General features: G+C 71.1%; 15 protein-coding genes. 5 read left to right on the top strand and 10 right to left on the bottom strand.

Features of this window, described 5'->3' with window-relative positions; translation table 11 throughout:
• Positions 1 to 29: 29 nt before the first annotated feature.
• A complete protein-coding gene (locus OG371_RS32270) occupies positions 30 to 260 on the bottom strand; it encodes a hypothetical protein (protein WP_329059279.1) in 231 nt (76 codons plus the stop codon).
• Positions 260 to 1,696 (bottom strand): MFS transporter, encoded by a 1,437-nt coding sequence (locus OG371_RS32265; RefSeq protein WP_329059277.1) that lies wholly within the window; start codon positions 1,694 to 1,696, stop codon positions 260 to 262. The genes OG371_RS32270 and OG371_RS32265 overlap by 1 nt, the downstream gene beginning before the upstream one ends.
• Before the next feature lie 261 nt (positions 1,697 to 1,957).
• Here OG371_RS32265 and OG371_RS32260 point away from each other — a divergent pair, with 261 nt between their 5' ends.
• Positions 1,958 to 2,782, top strand: coding sequence for an enoyl-CoA hydratase-related protein (locus OG371_RS32260; RefSeq protein WP_329059275.1), 825 nt, complete (start codon positions 1,958 to 1,960; stop codon positions 2,780 to 2,782).
• 145 nt (positions 2,783 to 2,927) lie between these two features.
• Here the strand turns inward: OG371_RS32260 and OG371_RS32255 are convergent, their stop codons facing one another.
• The 6 genes from OG371_RS32255 to OG371_RS32230 all read right to left on the bottom strand — a co-directional run bounded on the left by OG371_RS32255 (position 2,928) and on the right by OG371_RS32230 (position 10,647).
• The gene (locus OG371_RS32255; RefSeq protein ID WP_329059273.1) at positions 2,928 to 5,606 is read right to left on the bottom strand and encodes a lectin; all 2,679 of its coding nucleotides are present in this window, start codon (positions 5,604 to 5,606) and stop codon (positions 2,928 to 2,930) included.
• Between the two features lie 258 nt (positions 5,607 to 5,864).
• Complete coding sequence (locus OG371_RS32250) at positions 5,865 to 6,638, bottom strand: SDR family oxidoreductase (protein ID WP_329059270.1); 774 nt, start codon at positions 6,636 to 6,638, stop codon at positions 5,865 to 5,867.
• Complete coding sequence (locus OG371_RS32245; protein ID WP_329059268.1) at positions 6,635 to 7,387, bottom strand: SDR family oxidoreductase; 753 nt, start codon at positions 7,385 to 7,387, stop codon at positions 6,635 to 6,637. The genes OG371_RS32250 and OG371_RS32245 overlap by 4 nt, the downstream gene beginning before the upstream one ends.
• A gap of 123 nt (positions 7,388 to 7,510) precedes the next feature.
• Positions 7,511 to 8,131 (bottom strand): TetR/AcrR family transcriptional regulator, encoded by a 621-nt coding sequence (locus tag OG371_RS32240; protein ID WP_329059266.1) that lies wholly within the window; start codon positions 8,129 to 8,131, stop codon positions 7,511 to 7,513.
• Complete coding sequence (locus OG371_RS32235) at positions 8,128 to 9,615, bottom strand: FAD-dependent monooxygenase (RefSeq protein ID WP_329059264.1); 1,488 nt, start codon at positions 9,613 to 9,615, stop codon at positions 8,128 to 8,130. Before OG371_RS32235 ends, OG371_RS32240 begins: the two co-directional genes overlap by 4 nt.
• Before the next feature lie 93 nt (positions 9,616 to 9,708).
• A complete protein-coding gene (locus OG371_RS32230) occupies positions 9,709 to 10,647 on the bottom strand; it encodes a GNAT family N-acetyltransferase (protein WP_329073333.1) in 939 nt (312 codons plus the stop codon).
• A 107-nt stretch (positions 10,648 to 10,754) separates the two neighbouring features.
• Here OG371_RS32230 and OG371_RS32225 point away from each other — a divergent pair, with 107 nt between their 5' ends.
• On the top strand, positions 10,755 to 11,051 hold the full coding sequence (locus OG371_RS32225) for an FAD-dependent oxidoreductase (RefSeq protein WP_329059262.1): 297 nt from the start codon (positions 10,755 to 10,757) through the stop codon (positions 11,049 to 11,051).
• 9 nt (positions 11,052 to 11,060) lie between these two features.
• Here OG371_RS32225 and OG371_RS32220 read toward each other — a convergent pair whose 3' ends face one another.
• Positions 11,061 to 11,585 carry a nucleotidyltransferase family protein gene (locus OG371_RS32220; protein WP_329059261.1) on the bottom strand — a complete coding sequence of 175 codons (525 nt, stop codon included), beginning with the start codon at positions 11,583 to 11,585 and terminating at the stop codon, positions 11,061 to 11,063.
• On the opposite strand from OG371_RS32220, the gene OG371_RS32215 reads away from it, so the two are divergent.
• Genes OG371_RS32215 through OG371_RS32205 form a run of 3 tightly spaced genes read left to right on the top strand, consistent with a single transcriptional unit; the run spans position 11,584 to position 13,031 of the window.
• Positions 11,584 to 11,919 carry an ArsR/SmtB family transcription factor gene (locus tag OG371_RS32215; protein WP_329059258.1) on the top strand — a complete coding sequence of 112 codons (336 nt, stop codon included), beginning with the start codon at positions 11,584 to 11,586 and terminating at the stop codon, positions 11,917 to 11,919. The genes OG371_RS32220 and OG371_RS32215 overlap by 2 nt on opposite strands.
• Positions 11,920 to 11,922: 3 nt before the next feature.
• The gene (locus tag OG371_RS32210; protein WP_329059256.1) at positions 11,923 to 12,411 is read left to right on the top strand and encodes an SRPBCC family protein; all 489 of its coding nucleotides are present in this window, start codon (positions 11,923 to 11,925) and stop codon (positions 12,409 to 12,411) included.
• Positions 12,411 to 13,031, top strand: a complete 621-nt coding sequence (locus tag OG371_RS32205) for a dihydrofolate reductase family protein (protein WP_329059254.1) — start codon at positions 12,411 to 12,413, stop codon at positions 13,029 to 13,031. The genes OG371_RS32210 and OG371_RS32205 overlap by 1 nt, the downstream gene beginning before the upstream one ends.
• Positions 13,032 to 13,066: 35 nt before the next feature.
• Here the strand turns inward: OG371_RS32205 and OG371_RS32200 are convergent, their stop codons facing one another.
• Positions 13,067 to 17,872, bottom strand: coding sequence for a DUF6531 domain-containing protein (locus tag OG371_RS32200; RefSeq protein WP_329059252.1), 4,806 nt, complete (start codon positions 17,870 to 17,872; stop codon positions 13,067 to 13,069).
• Positions 17,873 to 17,884 lie beyond the last annotated feature (12 nt).

The raw sequence follows: 17,884 nt of genomic DNA, 5'->3' as shown, positions 1-17,884 counted from the left end.
AGCCGCCGCCAGCGGTGTCAAGCACGGGATCAGTGGTGGCTCAGCACCAGCAGGAGCACGATGACGGCGAACGCGACCAGCATCGCCACGATCACCCGGCCGGAGCTGGGCGGACCGCCGCCCCCGCGGCGGCGGCCGGCGGGGATGAAACCACCGCCGTCGGCGGGCGTGTAGTGGTGATGGTGCCCGCCATTGTGATGCCCGCCGCCGTAGTGCCCCCCGCCGTGGTGCCCGCCGCCGGCGCCGCCGTCGTGCCCCATCAGTTCTTCTCCGGCCAGGTGCCGTTGGCCGAGGCCGCGACCAGCTCGCGCGCCTCTTCCTCGGTCTCCACCGTCGGTCCGGAGCCGGACAGCGACCGGCGCGCGGTCTCGCGCATGAAGTACGTGCAGACGGCGCCGATCACCCCGGCGATGATCAGGTAGTACGCGGGCCAGTTCAGGTCGCCGGTGCCGGAGACGAGCGCGCTCATCACCGTCGCGGTCGTGCCGCCGAACAGCGAAACCGAGATGTTGAACGCGATCGACAGCCCGCCCGCGCGGATGTGCGTGGGGAAGAGCGCCGGCAGCGTGGACGGCAGGACCGCGGAGAAGAGCACCAGCACCAGGCCCATCAGCAGCAGGCCGAAGAACGTGGCGACGTCGCCGCCGGCCCGCACCAGCAGCACCGACGGGAGCGAGAGCACCACCAGCCCGGCGCAGCCGGCCATCACGACCGGGCGGCGGCCCACCTTGTCCGACAGCCGTCCGACGAACGTGATCACGAACATCAGCACCACCAGCACGACGATCTGCAGGATCTCCGAGGACGTGGTGCCGACGCCGGCGCCGTGCGCGGGCAGCGCCTCGGTGAGGTACGTCGGCATGTAGCTGGTCAGCATGTAGTTCGTGACGTTCCAGGTGAGCACCAGCCCGGCGCACAGCAGCATCGCGGGCCAGTGCTTGGTGAACACCGCGCGCAGCTCGCTGCCCAGCGACTGCACCGGTTTGCGCTCCTCCGAGCTCTGCAGCTGGGCGAACGCGGGCGACTCCTCCAGCCGCTGCCGCAGGTACAGCCCGACCGCGCCCAGCGGCAGCGCGATCAGGAACGGGATCCGCCAGCCCCAGGTGAGCAGCTGCTGCTCGGTGAGCACCGCGCTCAGCACGGTCGCGATCGTCGCGCCGAAGGCGTACCCGGTGAGCGTGCCGAACTCCAGCCAGCTGCCGAAGAACCCGCGGCGGCGGTCCGGCGCGTACTCCGCGATGAACGTCATCGCGTTGCCGTACTCGCCGCCGGTCGAGATGCCCTGCAGCAGCCGGGCCAGCAGCACCAGCATGGGCGCGGCGATGCCGATCGCGCCGTAGCTCGGGATGACGCCGAGCAGGAGCGTGCCCAGCGCCATCAGGATGACCGTGAGCGACAGCACGCGCTTGCGGCCGATCCGGTCCCCCAGCGGCCCGAAGATCAGCCCGCCGAACGGCCGGATCAGGAACGAGACCGCGAACACCCCGAACGTCGCGATCTGCCCGGTCGCGGTCGGCAGGTCGGTGAAGAACACCTTCTGGATGGTCGTGGCCAGGTAGCCGTAGACGCCGAAGTCGTACCACTCGGTGATGTTGCCGACCGCGGCCGCGCCGACGGCTCGTCTGATCACCGACGGATCGGTGACGTGGACGTCCTCCACGGTCAGTTTCCCGGATGTGTCTCCCGCGTCGGACATCAAGCTCTGCCTTTCGGTACCGCTGATCGATTCGAAGATGACTACCCACGGTCCGCTGCGGTTACACCTTCGAAGCCGATGACTTCGCAGCGTGATCTTGCCGGTACCGGCCGGAACCTGCCGGGCCAGTCCGCCCGATTCGATCTGTTTGCGGGGTTATGCCGGAAAAATTTGCCCGTTATCACTCGGCCCGGCAGCCGTCCGCGCGTACGCTCGGCCGGGCCCGTGCACCGCCGGGAACGCCGCGACGAGGAGGCCGTGTTGCCCGCTGAAGAGTCCACTGTTGAAGAGTCCACTGTGGATGGTGTCCGGTACGGGGTGGCCGCGCCGGTCGCCACGCTCACCTTCGACCGGCCCGAGCGGAGCAACGCGATGGACCGCGCCATGCAGGTGCGCTACGGCGCCCGGCTGCGCGAGGCCGACGCCGACCCGGCCGTCCGCGCGGTGGTGGTGACCGGCGCCGGGCGCGCCTTCTGCCCCGGCGCGGACCTGGGCCTGCTGGACAACACCGCCGAGGCGCCGCCGGTGACCGAGGCCGACCGGGAGGGCTACCGCGACGTGCTCGCCGCCGCGTTCGTTCGGGTCCCGGTCGTCGCCGCGATCAACGGCGGCTGCGCGGGCCTCGGTTTTGTCATCGCGTGCGCCGCCGACGTGCGGTTCGCCGCCGCGGGCGCGAAGTTCACCACGGCGTTCGCGCGCCGCGGGCTGATCGCCGAGTACGGTGTCGCGAAGCTGCTGACGGAACTCATCGGCCGCGGCCGCGCGCTGGACCTGCTGCTCTCGGCCCGCACGTTCACCGCCGAGCAGGCGCTGGAATACGGGCTGGTGCAGGCGGTCGTGCCCGCGGGCGAGCTGGCGCTGCGCGCGCACGCGTACGCCACCGAACTCGCCACGTACAGCGCCCCGCGCTCGATGGCGACGATCAAGGACCAGGTCACCCGCGAACCCGCGATGCCGCTGGAACAGGCAGCCGTGACGTCGACCGGGCTGATGCTGGAATCCTTTGCCCACCCGGAAGTCGTCGAGGGCGTGGCCAGCTGGAACGAACGGCGGCCGCCCCGGTTCCCGCCCCACACCGGAGACTGATCCGCCCCAGCCTTGGTTGCTCCAGCCCTGCCCCGCCACCGCCCTCAACGGAGACGCCGCGCGCCCAGCCCTCATTCCACGCACCCAATGTGGCGTTCGGTGCGTCCAGCGCACCGAACGCCACAGTGGAGCCGACCGGTTCAGCTCAGTTGTGCGTCCAGCTCTGCGCCGGGGTGCCGTTGCAGGTGTGGATCCGCAGCTGGGTGCCGTCGACCGTGGTGGACTGCGGATCGTCGAGGCAGCGCCCGGAATTCGGGTTCACCAGCGAGCCGTTGGCGCCGGGCTGCCAGACCTGCGCGACGCTGCCGTTGCAGTGCCACCGCTGGACCAGGGTGTCCTCGGCGGTGCCGCTGTTGGAGACGTCGAGGCAGCCGCCCTCGGCCTGCAACGAACCGTCCGGCGCGGCGTACCACTGCTGGGCGCCGGTCGGGTTGCAGGTGTAGATCTGGACCTTCGTCGGGCTCGCCGTGCCGCTGTGGTCGACATCGGCGCACTTTCCGGCGATCCCCGAGGTCAGCGTGCCCAGGTGCGGCAAGCTCCCGCTCTCGTACGAGGGCGGCGGGCTGGAGGCCGCCCAGCCCGTGTTGGCCGTGGTGCCCAAGGTGAACGCGAGCGTGCCGCCCGCCGTGATCGCCGACGTCGGGACGTACGCGTTGTTCCACGCCCCGCCGTTCCAGGTGGCGCTCTGCACGTACGGCGCGTTGTCGGCGGCGGTCGGCGCGTTGACGGTCAGCGTTTTCCCGCTGGGCAGCGTGGTCACGGACTGCGTGAACAGCGGGCTGCCGAGCGCGAGGTCCGCCGTGCCCGGCGTCATCGGGTAGAAGCCGAGTGCGGAGAAGACGTACCACGCGCTCATCGCGCCGAGGTCGTCGTTGCCGGCCAGCCCGCCGGGGGCGTCGGTCCAGATCTGGTCCTGGACCTGCCGCACGACCTTCTGTGTTTTGTACGGCTGCCCGACGTAGTCGTACTCCCACGGCAGTTCCAGGCTCGGCTCGTTGCCCAGGTCGGACTTGCTGCCGTCGCCGTAGTGGAAGTCCGACAGCACGCTGTCGAGGTAGCTCACCAGCGAAGCGTTGCCGCCGCGCGCTTTCGCGAGACCGGCCACGTTGAACGGCACCATGCCGGTGTACTGCCACGAGGTGCCCTCGACGAAGCCGGACTGGCTCTTCGGGTCGAACCCGCCGCTCCACGCGCCACTGGAGTCCTTCGGCTGCATGAAACCGCTGGCCGGGTTGAAGGTGTTCTTCCAGTTCTGCGCGCGGCCGGCGTAGAAGGCCTGGTTCGCCGTGTCCCCCAGCGCCCCGGCGAACGCCGAGACCGCGAAGTCCGCGGAGTCGTACTCCAGCTGCGTGGAGACCGGGCCGTAGGCGTTGCAGCATTCGTAGTTGCTGTCGACGTTGCCCGGGATGTAGCCGGGCGAGTTCAGGTCGGCGAGCCAGGGCCGGTCGTTGTTCGGCTCGCTCGCCTGGTGCTCCATCGCGGCCAGTGCCGCGGCGGTGTCGAACCCGCGGGCGCCGAACGCGTAGTAGTTCGCCAGGATCGGCGCGGCCGGGTCCCCGACCATCACGTCGGTCTCGCCGTTGTTCTGCGCCCACTTGGGCAGCGTGCCGCCCTGGGCGTAGTCGGTGATCATGGACTGCGCGATGTCACTGGTCTCGGCCGGTGCGACCAGCGCCGAAAGCTGCGCCTGGGTGCGGTAGATGTCCCAGCCGGAGAAGTTGGCGTACTGCGCCTTGTGTCCACTCGCGACGGTGTGCACCTGGTTGTCGAAGCCGATGTACTGGCCGTTGGAGTCGGAGAACACGTTGGGGTGCAACAGGGAGTGGTACAGCGCGGTGTAGAAGATCCGCTGCTGCGCGGCCGTGCCGCCGCCCACCTGGATGCGCCCGAGCATCGAGTTCCACGAGTCGTGCGCGGCCTGCTTGGTGCCGTTGAAGTCGAACGACGGCAGGTCGGCCGCCCGGTTCGCCACCGCGTTCGCCACCGACACGTAGGACACACCGACCTTCGCCTGCACGGTGGGGTTGGAGGTGGTGTCGAACCGGACGTACGAGCTGGCGGGCCCGGCCGCCGGAGCCGCCGGTTTGGCCGCGGCGGCCTGGCCGTGCAGCTTGCCCGGCTCGGCCTTCGGCGTGACGGCGGGCGCCGCGGCGGTGCCGCTGGTCGCGAACGGCCGGTCGAAGACCAGGTCGAAGTAGAGCGTGTAGGTGAAGCCGGCGCCGCAGAAGTGCCCGGAGGTCACCGAGCCGGACACCTCGGTCGGGCTGACCACGTTCCAGGTCTGGTCCGAGGTGCCGTTCTGGCTGCCGTTGAGCTTGAAGACCAGATTGGACTGGGTGCTCGACGGGAAGGTGAACTTGGCCATGCCGGAGCGCAGGGCGGCGGTCAGCTCCGTTTTCACGCCATTGTCGAGGCCGACGGAGTAATACCCGGCGGTCCCGGACTCATTGGCGTGCGAAAACGAATCCCTGGCCCCGGCGTCCACCCCGCCGACGGTGGGCAGAATGGGGACGTCGCCGTCCGCGCCACAGCCCGGACCGGACAAATGCGTCAAACTGAATCCGGTGATGGAATTGTCGTTGTATTCGTAGCCGCCGCCGCTGGGCCGGCTGGGGGTGTCCGGGCTCCACTGGGCCATGCCGAACGGCACGTCCGCGCCCGGGAAGTCGTCCGCCTGGTTGGAAGTGCCGATGAACGGGTTCACCAGCGACGCCGGATCGGAGACCAGGGTCGCGGCCCCGGCCGGGGCGGAAACGGGAATCGCGAGCGCGGCGGCCAGCAGGCCCGCGCCCGACAATCTCAGTAATAGTCGACGCTTGCCCATGTCTGCTCGTCCTTCGCTCCGGAGCCGAGTTGTTTCGCCGAAGTGCGAACGAGACGGTCCTCGGGGCGCGCGGGCGGTGTCAAGATCAGCCCGGTTTCCTGTCGTGTTCCGGACAGCAGTGGATCAACGCGCCTGCGCTGCCCGGCCGAAGGCGAAGGAAAGAATTCCGGCAGCGGCCCGGGAATCGGCCGGTGAACGCCGTCAAGGCCTCCTTACCCGCGTCCGACGCGGGTACGGAGGCCTTGACGGCAAGGCGGGTCAGCCCTGTTCGGGCAGCTCTTCCATCTTGCGCTGCAACTTGTTCATACCACCGAGCCAGCGGTCGGTCTGGGTGGCGCGCGCCGCGTAGTACTGGGCGACTTCTTCGTGCGGCAGCACCAGGAAACGGCCCTCCTCGATGGCGGCGAACAACGCGTCGGCCACCTGCGCCGGCTCGATCGCCGACGCTTCCATCAGCAGCTTGCCGCGCTCGCCGGTGCTCTCCAGCATCGCCGTACGCACGCCCTGCGGGCAGATCGCCTGCACGGTCAGGCCGCGGTGGCGGTAGGTCGCGGAAAGCCATTCGGCGAAGGCCAGCGCGCCGTGCTTGGTCACCGAGTACGGCGCGGAGCCGAGGCTGGTCAGCAGGCCCGCGGCGGACGCCGTCGCGATGAAATGCCCCTTGCCGCGCTCGAGCCAGGCCGGCAGCAGCAGCCGGGCCGCGCGGACGTGCGACATCACGTTGACGTCCCAGGTGCGCGCCCAGTCCTCTTCGGTCGACTGCTCCCCGCCGAACGGCGCGATGCCCGCGTTCGCGCAGAAGACGTCGATCTCGCCCAGCGTTTCGCGCGCGGCGGCGATGAGCTTCGTGACGCCGTCCTCGCTCGCGACGTCCCCGGCGAACGCGGTCCCTCCGACCTCAGCCGCCACCTCGGCGGCGGTGTCCCCGTTGAGGTCCGCGACCACCACACGGGCGCCGTCGGCGGCGAACCGCCGGGCCAGCGCCGCGCCGATCCCGCCACCACCCCCGGTGACGACGACCCCGGCGCTCACAGGCCGCCGACCAGCGTCACGCCACCGTCGAGCACGATGGTCTGGCCGGTGATCCAGCCCGCGTCCTCGGACAGCAGGAACGCCACCGCGCCGGCGATGTCGGCGGGCACGCCGAGCCGCTTCATCGGGTAGGCCGAGGCGACCTCCTCCTCGCGGCCCTCGTACAGCGCCGTCGCGAACTTGGTCTTGACCACCGCGGGCGCCACGGCGTTCACCCGGATCTTCGGCCCCAGCTCGGCGCCGAGCTCCTGGGTGAGCCGGATCAGCGCGGCCTTGCTGACGCCGTAGATGCCGATGCCGGGTGAGGCCCGGATGCCGGCGACCGAGGCGATGTTGACCACCGAGCCGCCGTGCTCGCCCATCCAGGCGTCGCGGGCGTGCTTGATCCAGGACAGCGGCGCGAGCACGTTGACGCCGAGGATCTTGGCCGCGGCCGCCGGGTCGATGTCCAGGGTGGGGCCGAACACGGGGTTGATCCCGGTGTTGTTGACCAGCATGTCGACCCGGCCGAACCGCTCGACGGTCTTGGCCACTGCCTCGCCCTGGTGCTCGACGTCGTCGGCCTTGCCGGGCACGGCGATGGCGAAGTCGCCGCCGCCCAGCTCCGCGACGGCCTCGGCCAGCGGCTCCGGCTTGCGCGCGGTGATGCACACCTTCGCGCCGCGCTCGACCAGCTCCTTGGCGATGCCGAGGCCGATCCCGCGGCTGGCCCCGGTGACGATCGCCACGCGATCCTTGAACGAGTTCACAACACTGGTCTCCTGTCCTCTCGCGGCCTGCGCTAAGCGCGCGCTTAGTCGCCATTATGCAGGACGCGTCGTTCCTCGCACCGCCAGTTCTCGCCGCAGCCGAATGACACCGTGCGGTCTCCTTCACCCGGTCCGGTAGGCGCCGACCTGCCGGAGCACGGCACGGGCGCGTTCGCGCAGCTCATCGGCCGTGGGCGGGTCCGGGTACAGCAGGATCCGGTAGAGCAGGGCGCCGAGCACGGCGTCCATCAGCGCGTCGGGATCGGTGTCCGCGGGCAGTGCGCCATGCTCGGCGAGCTCGCGGACCCGGGCGTTCGCGCGCTCCCGGCGTGGCCACAGATACGTGTCCCAGAACGCACGCAGCAGGTCCGGATGGCTGGACGACGTGCCGATCAGGCGTAACACCAGCTGTTTCGAGCGCGGATCGGCGGCGAGCCGCACCAGGTGCTCGACGGCGGTCTCGAGCAGCGCGGCCAGCCCGTCACCCGTCGGCTGGAAGTCTTCGAACAACGTGAACTCGTCGATCTCCCGGGCCTGGTCGACGGCGGCCAGCAGCAGGTCCTCCTTGGTCGCCCACCGCCGGTAGACCGTGAGCCGGGCGACGCCGGCCCGTTTCGCGATCTGCTCGATGCTCGCGCCGTCGGGCCCGTGCTCCAGGAACAAGTCCAGCGCGGCCCGCAGAATGGCCTGGTCGGTGCGAGGGTCCCGCGGCCGCCCCCGTGAGCCGCTTTCGGCCGGTGTCATGCGCAGGTCACCCGCCTCAGCGCCGCGTCCAGCCCGGCGACACCGCGCCCGCGCCAGGCCAGGTGCCCGTCCGGACGGACGAGCCAGACCTCTTGTGCCGCACCGTTTTCCGGCGCCAGCACCCGGACGTTGCCGGCGCCCAGCCGGGCCGAGGCGGCGCGCAGGTAGTCCCCGGCGGCGCCGCCGGCGAGCAGCGCCCAGCCGGTCTTCAACCGCTCGTGCAACGACGCCCGGCCGCCGTCCGCGTCACGCGTGGGCAGGTCCGGCACCCGATCGCCGACGCCCGGGCCACGCCACGCGCGGAACCGCCGCCCGGCCAGCGGCCCACGCCGGTAGCTGATCCCCAGCTGGGACGAGGCGTGCAGCAGCCGCCGCTGCACGACGGGCAGCCGCAACACGGGCGCGACCGCCGCGAAAACCCGTTGCCCGGCGGGGGTTTCGGCGAAGCCGAGTTTGGTGCCGAAGCTCGTCGCCCGGAGCACCGACTCCGCGATCGGCCGGCGTTCGGCGGTGTAGGTGTCCAGCAGCGCCTCGCCCGCGTGCCCGGAGATCACCAGCGCCAGCTTGAACGCCAGGTTCTCCGCGTCGCCGACGCCGGTGTTCAGGCCCTGTCCGCCGAGCGGGGAATGGATGTGCGCCGCGTCCCCGGCGAGCAGCATCCGCCCGGCCCGGTAGGTGTCGGCGAGCCGGCGGTGGAAGCGGAAGACCGAAGTCCACTCCGGACTCGTGATCCGCAGCCCGGAGAAGCCCGCGCGTTCGACCGCGAACCCGGTCAGCAGCCGCAGGATCGCGGCCTCGTCCGGATCGTCGCCCAGCCCGGCCGGAGCGGGCGCCATCAGCCGCCACAGATCACCGTCCGGATGCGGCAGCGGCATGGCGACGAACTGGCCACCGGCACCGAGGAAGGTCCCCGCCGCGGTATCGCCGGACCGGTCGAGGTGCACGTCGGCGAGCAGGAACCGTTCGAGCACCGGCGCGCCGGGAAAGCCGATCCCGGCACTCTTGCGGACCTGGCTGTGCGCGCCGTCGCAGCCGATCACCCACCCGGCCCGCAGCCGCGTCCCGTCGCCGAGTTCCGCATCGACCCCGTCCGCGTCCTGCGTCAGCGCGCGCACCGTCGTGCCCCACTCGACCGAGCCGCCGAGCTCGGCCAGCCGCGCGCGCAGCCGCTCCTCCACCTCCGTCTGCGGAATCCACCACATCCGAGGCCCGCCGTCCCCCATCGCCGCGCCGACCTCGACGACCTTTCGGCCGGCGACGTGGATCCCGGTCGCCCGGATGTCCAGCGCCCGCTCGGGCAGATCGCCGAGCGCGCCGACGCGCCGCAGCACCTCCTGCCCGCGCGGCTGCAAGCCGAGCGCCCGCGACGTGGTCGCCGGGCCCGCCGCACCGTCCACCACCCGGACCTGGATCCCCCGGGCCAGCAGCGCGCACGCCGCGGTCAGCCCGGTCGGGCCGGCCCCGACCACCAGCACCTCCACCATGACCGCCTCCTCATTTGTTAACAGTACAGTACTGTTAACAAATTACGCCCGAGAAGCAGGCGTCGCAAGACGTGCGCCGGCCTGACGCCGGGATCAGTGCCAGGTCAGGTTGATCGTGCGCTCGAAGTTGACGTATCCCGCGCGGTGGAAGGCGTTCGCCATGGGCGTGTTGCCGAGATCCGTGGCGGCCCGGATGCGTGGCGCGTCCTGGGCGCGCAGGAATCGGGTGCCGGCGCCGAGGATCTCGTCGATGTAGCCGTTGCCGCGGTGCTCGGGCAGGACGGCGAGGTAGCCGATGACCGGGTTGTAGGCGTTGCGGGCCGGGGTCACGAACCCCACCGGCTCGCCGTCCGGCAGCGTCGCGACTCGCCACCATTCCTGCGGACTGCGGTAGTGCGCGAGTTCGCTCTCGTAGTGCTTGAGCGCCGCCTCGCGGGCGGACATGCGGGTCAGGTCGTCGCGGCTGTGCGCGTCGAGCGTCCCGGCCATGACCTGGGTCATCAGGGTGAGGACTTCCTCGGTGTCGCGGACCGGCCGGAACTTCAGCCGTCCCCGCGGCTCGGGAATCGGTGTGCCGGCGCGCCACTCGAAGCGAAGCCGTTCGACGAACATGTGCGCGCCGACCCGTTCCAAGGCCTCCATGCGCTCCTCGACGACGCGCCGGTCGGTCTCACGCCACTCGGGCGGGACATTGCGGATGTACTCGGGCGGACGGGTGCCTGAGGGGATCACTTCGGCCATGGCGGCCCGCAGCAGCCGCGTGCCCAGGTCCACCCGATCGAGATCGGCATCGCTGTCGTCGATGTCGAAAATGTCCAAGAGGAACGGGGTGTCCTCGCCGGCCGGACCCCACCAGGCCAGCCTGGCCAGCAGGCGATCGCCGCGCAGCGCGACCCACATCCACTCGGCCCGGCGGCGGCCGGCGGCCAGGTCGTCTGCCAGCTCCTCGTTGAGGACGTAGGGCAGCCGGGAGAAAAGGGCGAGTTCCCCGGGCCCGCTGATCGGGCGCAGGGTCAGCTCGTTCGGTTCCACGGTCAAGGCACCCTCCAGGGACGGGGTCCCAGTCCTAGTCGATCATCCTTCCCGCGCCAACCCATTTTCGATCGCCGCGAGCGCACCCGGCTGTTAGCGTCGCCAGGATGCCGGGCAGGGACCTGATAGTCGTCGGCGCGGGCGTTGTCGGGGCGTCGGTGGCCTATCACGCGGCCCGGGCGGGCGCGGCGGTGACCTTGGTCGACGCCGGGCAGCCGGGCGCCGGGGTGACGGTGAATTCCTTTGCCTGGATCGGATCCTCCGGCGTACGGACCGGTCCCGCCGCCGATCTGCGGATGGCGGCCACCGACGAGTACCACCGGCTTCTCACCGACCTTCCTGCCGCGCCAGGACGGCCCCGGGGCCTCCACCCCGGACTCCGCTTCATCCCGAAAGTCAGCTGAGCACAGCGGTCAGGTCGCCGCGCTCGGCCAAGGCAGGACGGTGAGCTCGGGCCACTGGCGACGCCAACGGCCGGCCTTGGCCTCGTAGACGCTGCGCGGGGCCAGGACCGCGTTCGGGCGGACGACGAGGTTGAACACGTCGGACAGGCCGTGCGGGGCGTAGACGCGCCAGCGCCCGCCGGGTTCGAGGCGGATCCCCAGGCAGCAGGTGGTGGCGGCGAAGGAGTCGATCGCGTCCTCTGTGGACGTATGGGCCGGGCACGGCGTCCCGAACTTCTCCTCGTACCACAGGTGGACCCGCGCCTCGTTGCGGATCTCCACCTCGGCCGGAAGGCCGGCGAAAGCCGGTTTCGCCGCCTGGATCACGGCGTCCTCGGCTTCCCACGACAGGTCGGTGGCGTCGAAGGAGAACAGGTCGTAGTCCTTGATGCCATCCGTCGGGGCTCTCGAACTTCTAGCGCTCCTTGCGGCCCTTGCCCGCCCGCTCTCCCCGCGACTTGACGCATACCGATATGGGAATATGATAGCTCCCATGGCACGAGCAGCGACGACCTCGGACGTCTTCAACGCGATCGCCGAGCCCCGGCGGCGGGAGATTCTCGTGCTGTTGCGGGCGGGTGAGCGGCCGGTCACCGAGGTGGCGCGGGAGCTGGGGCTGAGCCAGCCGGGGGCGTCCAAGCACCTGCGGGTGCTCCGGGAGGTCGGGCTGGTGCGGGACCGGCAGGCGGGCAAGCAGCGCCTGTACGGCCTGGACGCCCGCGGGCTGCGGCCGGTCCACGAGTGGGCCGGCGGGTTCGAGCGGTTCTGGACCCAGACGTTCGACCGGCTCGACGAGTACGTGCAGGACCTCAAAAAGCAGGAGGAATAACTGATGAGCGCGACGGAACAGGCAGCGCCGGGCCGGGAGATCGTCGTCTCGCGGGTCATCGACGCGCCGCGGGAGCTGGTGTTCAAGGCGTTCACCGAGGTCCGGCACCTATCCCGGTGGTGGGGGCCGGACGGGTTCAGCACCACCACACGGGCGTTCGAGTTCCGCGTCGGCGGCGAGTGGGACTTCGTGATGCACGGGCCGGACGGCACGGACTACTCCGAGTGGATCTGCTGGACCGAGATCACCCCGCCGGAGCGGATCGCGTTGCGGCACGGGGAATCGCGCGACGACCCGAACGCCTTCGAGTCGGTCCTGACCTTCGCGCCCGACGGCGCGGCCACCCGGATCGAGATGCGGACCGTGTTCCCCACCAAGGAATTGCGCGACGAGGCCGCCGAGAAGTACCACGCCATCGAAGGCGGGCAGCAGACCCTGGGCAACCTGGCCGCGTACGTCGCCGAGATCATCCAAAAGGGAGCGAACAGCTGATGGCCGGGAAAGTGTTCTTCAGCGTGTCGATGTCACTGGACGGGTTCATCGCGCCCGAGTCCCCCGACGAGCTGATGGGGAAGCAGTGGATGGAACTGCAGCGGTGGGTCTTCCCGCAGCGGTTCTTCCGGGCGAGCCTGGGCCTCGGCGGGGGCGGCGAAGAGGGGCGCGACAACGACATCCTGCGGGAGACGTTCGAGCGCACCGGCGCGAACGTGATGGGCAAGCGCATGTTCGACGCCGGCGAGCAGGCCTGGCCGGAGGACGCGCCGTTCCACACCCCGGTTTTCGTGGTGACACACGAGAAACGCGACCCCTGGGAGCGCCCGGGCGGGACCACCTTCCACTTCGTCAACGACGGCATCGAGACCGCGCTCGAGCAGGCCCGCGACGCCGCCGGCGAACGCGACGTCCGCATCGCGGGCGGCGGCGCGGCGATCCTGCAGTACCCGAACGCCGGCCTGATCGACGAGTTCTCGATCGCCCTCTCACCCGTGCTGTTCGGTTCCGGAGTCCGCCTGTTCGAGGGCGTGGACGCGAGCCGCGTGGCCCTGGAGCCGGTCCTCTCGGAGCCGACGCCGCGGGTGACCCACCTGACCTACACCGTCCGGGAGCGGTAGCAGGCCGGCGGCCCGGGGCTGTGCAGAGCCCCGGGTCAGGGCCGATCGTTGGGCCGGTTCAGCAGGGCCAGCTCGTTGTCCGGGTTGTTGCCCGTGTCCCGGAAGTCGTTGCTCTTCGTCCCCCAGCCGTGGGCCAGCTCGTCACGGTACGGCCCGACCTTGACGTCGTTGCCGGCCTTCAGATCGTCGATGACCGACTTGGCATAGGCGTTGGACCGGCCGCCCTCCGCGATGGTCGCGGCGAGGGTCTTCAGCGAGCCCATCTCGCCCTTGCTGCTGTCCATCATGTTGGTCACCGCCCCGCTCACGCCCTTGGGGCCGATTTCCATGTTGCCCATGTTCTTGTAGGTCAAGGTTTCGTCGGGGTGGAACGGCTTCGAGACCGCGCCCGGCGCGACCTTGTTCGGGTCCACCTCGGCGACGTGGTGGATCTCGTCGGGCGCGCCGTCGGCGCCCTTCTTGATGTAGCCCACCAGGTAGCCGTTGGCCTTGTCCACGACGATCTTGAGGTCGTCCTTCTCGCCGTAGGCCAGCTTGCCGACGCCGACGGTCGTCCAGTCCTCGTTCAGCTTCCCGCTCAGCTGGTGCGGGCTGTTCTCCCTGCTCCAGCCCAGTGCCGTCCGGTAGTCCCTGACCGCTTCGGCGTAGTTCTTGGCATCACACGGGGCCAGGCCCAGCGGGTCGGTCCAGCCGGTCGGGTTGCGCACGTAGTTGCGCGAGTTCGGGCCCGGCGAAAGGCCCAGCCGGTCGTGCGTGATGTACCGGCCGGTGGCCGGGTCGTAGTACCGGTGGAAGTTCTGGTGCAGCCCGGTTTCCGGGTCGTGGTACTGCCCGGGGAAGCGCAGCGGTGTCGTGGCCGGGCCCGAGCCCGCCACCGCGGTGCCCCACAGCGTGGTGCGCGCGGGGTGCCCGACGATGCCCTGGGCGTCCAGCAGTTCGGCCGGCGAGCCGACCAGGTCGGTGACGATCGCGAAGAACCGCCGGTCCAGCCACTGGTCCGAGCCGGGCTCCGCGGTCCGCTCGGTCTGCCCGAGCACCCGCATCCCGTCCGGCGACCAGTCCCACACCAGCGCGTGGCGCCCGTCGCTGACCTGCTCGACGAGGTCGGTCCCGTCCCAGCAGAACCACACCTCCTCGGCGACCCGGCCGTCCGCGCCGAGCCGCTGCTTGGCCACCCGGCGGCCGAGGCCGTCGTGCAGGTAGCGCCACGCCGTGCCGTCCGGGGTCGTCACGCCGACGAGCCGGTCCTCGGCGTCCCAGGTGTAGGACCACGAATCAAGGACGCCCGGTGCCCGTTCCACCTGCCGCTGCACGATCCGGCCCTCGCCGTCGTGCCGGTAGTGCACGTTCCCGGCCCGCTCCAGCAGGGTCCCGGCGTACTGACGGGGGCCCTGGGCCTGGTGCGCCGCCCAGGTTTCCGCGTTCGTCGCGGGCGCGCTCGGCCACGCGGCCTGCACGAGGTCCCCGGTCGGCGCGTAGGCGTAACGCTCGGACCAGCCGGGCCCGTTCACCCCGGTGACCCGCCCGGTCACGTCCAGGTCGAACCGCCGCGGCCCGCTCAGCCGGTCGTGCACCTCGGTGAGGTGCCCGTCCGCGCGATACTCGTAGCTGCGCTGCTGCAGCACGCGGCCCGGGCCGGCCTCGATGGTCTGCCCGCGCATCTGGTGCGTCTCGTCCCAGGTCTGGGTCAGCCGCACCGACTGGCCGAGCTGGCGCTGGACCTCGCGGCCGGCCGCGTCGTAGCCGAACCGGAGCAGCCCGCTGCCGGTGCGCAGCGAAAGCGGCCGCCCGCGCTGGTCGTACTGCCAGGTGCTTTCCGCCCCGGATGGGGTTCGCCGCCAGATCCGGTTGCCCGCGGCGTCGTAGCGCGAGGCCAGCACCCGGCCGTTCAGCGATTCGGACAGCACCCGACCGGACGCGTCGTACTGCCGCACCAGGTCGGTGTGCGGGGTGACGGCGCGCACGACCCGGCCCGCGGCGTCGTAGGAGTAGCGGGTGAGCACGCCGTCGCTGTGCCGCTCCACGATGTTGCCCAGCACGTCCCGGACCAGCCGCACGGTCTGCCCCGCGCCGTTGGTGTAGCCGGTCAGGTCGCCGGCCGCGTCGTAGGCGAACGTGGTGGTCCGGCCGTCGTAGTCGGTCTCCTCGGCCAGCCGTCCCGCGGGATCGAAGGTGTAGCGCCAGACCCGCCCCTGCTCGTTGGTGACCGAGGTCAGCCGCAGCTCGGTGTCGTAGCCGAAGGACAGCCGGCTGCCGTCCGGCGCGGTGCGGGACACCGGCAGGTCGAAGTGCGCGATGCCGGTGCTGGTGCCCGCTTCCGGCTCGCCGGTCCGGCGGAGGTTGCCCTCGCCGTCGTAGGCGCGCAGCTGCCTGGTGCCGTCCGGCCGGACCTGCCCGGTCAGCGTGCCCTCGACGCTCCAGGCCAGCCGGGTGGTGCCGCCCAGCGGATCGGTGATCTCGGCCGGCCGGCCGAGCGGGTCGTACCGGTAGCGGGTGACCGCGCCGAGCGGGTCGGTGACCGCGACCGGCAGCCCGGCGGCGTCGTGCTCGAACCGGGTGGTGCGACCTAAGGCATCGGTGACCGATGTGGTCCGCGCGTCGCGCGCGTAGCCGGTACGGGCGCCGGACGGGTCGATCTCCGCCGTCAGCAGGCCGTCCGGCGAATACTCCCGCCGCCACACGCCGCCGTCGAAGTCCACCAGGGTGACCGGGCGGCCGAAGGCGTTGTACTCGGTACGGGCTTGGCTTCCGTCCGGCCGGGTCGTCTCGATCATCCGGCCGGCGTCGTCGTAGGCGTAGCGGGTGGTCCGCCCGAGCGGGTCGGTGCGGGACAGCAGCAGGCCGGTCTCGTCCCAAGTGGACAGTGTCGCGTTACCGAGCGGGTCGGTCTCCCGGATCACCCGGAAGTCCTCGCCCAGCTCGAAAACCCTGACGTGGCCGAGGGAATCGGTGACCCGCGTGACGAGGTGCCCGTAGTCGAAGCGGTAGCTCAGGTAGCCGTCCGCGCCCTCGGTCTCGACGCAGCGGCCTTCGGCGTCGTAGCGGTAGCGGTAGGACATGCCGTTGCGGTCTTCCCAGCCGACCAGGTGCCCGTCCGCGTCGTAGCGGAACCGCTGCGCCAGGCCGGAGGAGTTCACCACCTCGGTGAGCCGGCGGTGCTCGTCGTAGCCGAAGATCACCAGCGACGCGTCACCCTCGGCGGTCAGCAGCCGGAACTGCAGGATCAGGCCGTCCTCGGTGTCCACCGCGACGCGGTACCCCGCCGAGTGCACGATGCCGGACGGCGCACCGGTTTCGTCGCGCTGGAAGTCGAACTGGTTGCCGTCGCCGTCGGTCACGCCGCTGATCGGCAGCCGGCCCGAGTTGTCGTCCACAAAGTGCAGCAGGCTCTCGGAATCCGTGCGCCGGATCGCGAAACCCCGGTCAGTACGCAGCAGCGGCCACCTCGGCCCCGAGACCGGCAGCACCCCGGCGCCCGCCTCCGGCACCGACGGGTACCGCAGCAGCATGCCGTCCTCGGCGGCGAAGTGCACCATCCCGTCCGGCGCCAGCTCGAGCCGCTGGTCCACAGTGGACGCCCAGCCGGAGCCGAAGGAGCGGCCGAGCCGGTAGGTCGAAATGTGCGTGCGGGACAGCACGAGCGGGAGCAGGCCGGCCAGTTCGACGTCCACCTGGGTCATGAACATCTGCCCGCTGGCGATGTCGATCGGGTCGCCGCAGTCCTCGCGGTCCTCGGTCTTCTTGTCGTCGGCCCGCGGACGGTCGTTCTCGTTCTCGATCGACTTGTCCTTCTCCGGCGGCGGCTTCTCGGCGCCACCGCCGGCCTCGTCCCCGGCCCGGTCCGGGGGCGGCGCCTCGGAGTCGTCCTTCGGCGCCTTGGGGTCGCCGGACTTGCCGCCGGGATCGTCCTTCGGCGGGCTGTGGTCGCCGGACGGGCTGGTCGAATCGTCCTTCGGCGGCGTGTGGTCACCGGAGGGGTTGGTCGAGTCGTCCTTCGGCGGCGTGTGATCGCCGGACGGCGTGGTCGAGTCCCCGCTCTTTCCGCCGCCCTTGCCCGGCTCACCCTTCGGAGTGGTGATGTCCTTGGGCTTCGGGGGCGCCTTGACGTCGCCGCCCTTGATGCCCTTCAGCGCCTTGCCTGCGTCCTCGAACAGCGTCCCGGCCTTCTTCAGCAGCGGCACCAGCGCCTTGATCGCCTTCACCAGCTTCGTGGTGACCTCGGTGATCTTCGACGCGGTCTTCGCCACCGCGGCCACCACCTGCGGCACCACCCAGGTCATGCCGATGCCCAGGGTGAACACCACCTGCAGCGCCCAGGAGATCAGGTGCCCGACCAGCTGGGCGATGGTGTCGCGCACCAGCGTGCGGACGGCCCCGACCACCTCGCCCGCGGTCTTCACGCCGCTGCCGGCGCCTTCGCAGCCCTTCTGCGCGCTGGCGATCAGCGCCGAGGTGTCGTCGGCCTTCTTGCGGTACGCGTCCGCCGCGTCGCCGGTCCAGCTCTGCAAGTCCTTTTTGACCAGATCGGTCAGCTCCGCGGAGACGCTCTCGAGTTCCTTGGCGACGTTCGCCCACGTCTCCGCGTGCGCCGCGATCGCGTCCGCGTCCCCGGTCAGGGCGTTCAGCGCTTCCTTGAGCGGGCCGACGTGCTCGATCAGCCAGCCCACGCCGGCGGCGAAAATCGCGCCGAACGGGTCCATCACCGCGGTCAGCGCGTCCAGCGCGGTCCCCACCGCGCCCATCGCGACGCCGGCCCAGTCCTTGCTCTCGATCGCGGACTTCAGCCCGGTCGCGTCCTCCAGCAGGGGGACGCCGGACACCCCCGTCGTCGAATCCTTCACGGGCGCAACCAG

It is taken from the genome of Amycolatopsis sp. NBC_01480 (assembly GCF_036227205.1).
Classification (GTDB): Bacteria; Actinomycetota; Actinomycetes; order Mycobacteriales; family Pseudonocardiaceae; genus Amycolatopsis.
The sequence above is the reverse complement of the archived record's forward strand: the minus strand, read 5'-3'. Positions and strand labels throughout refer to the sequence as shown.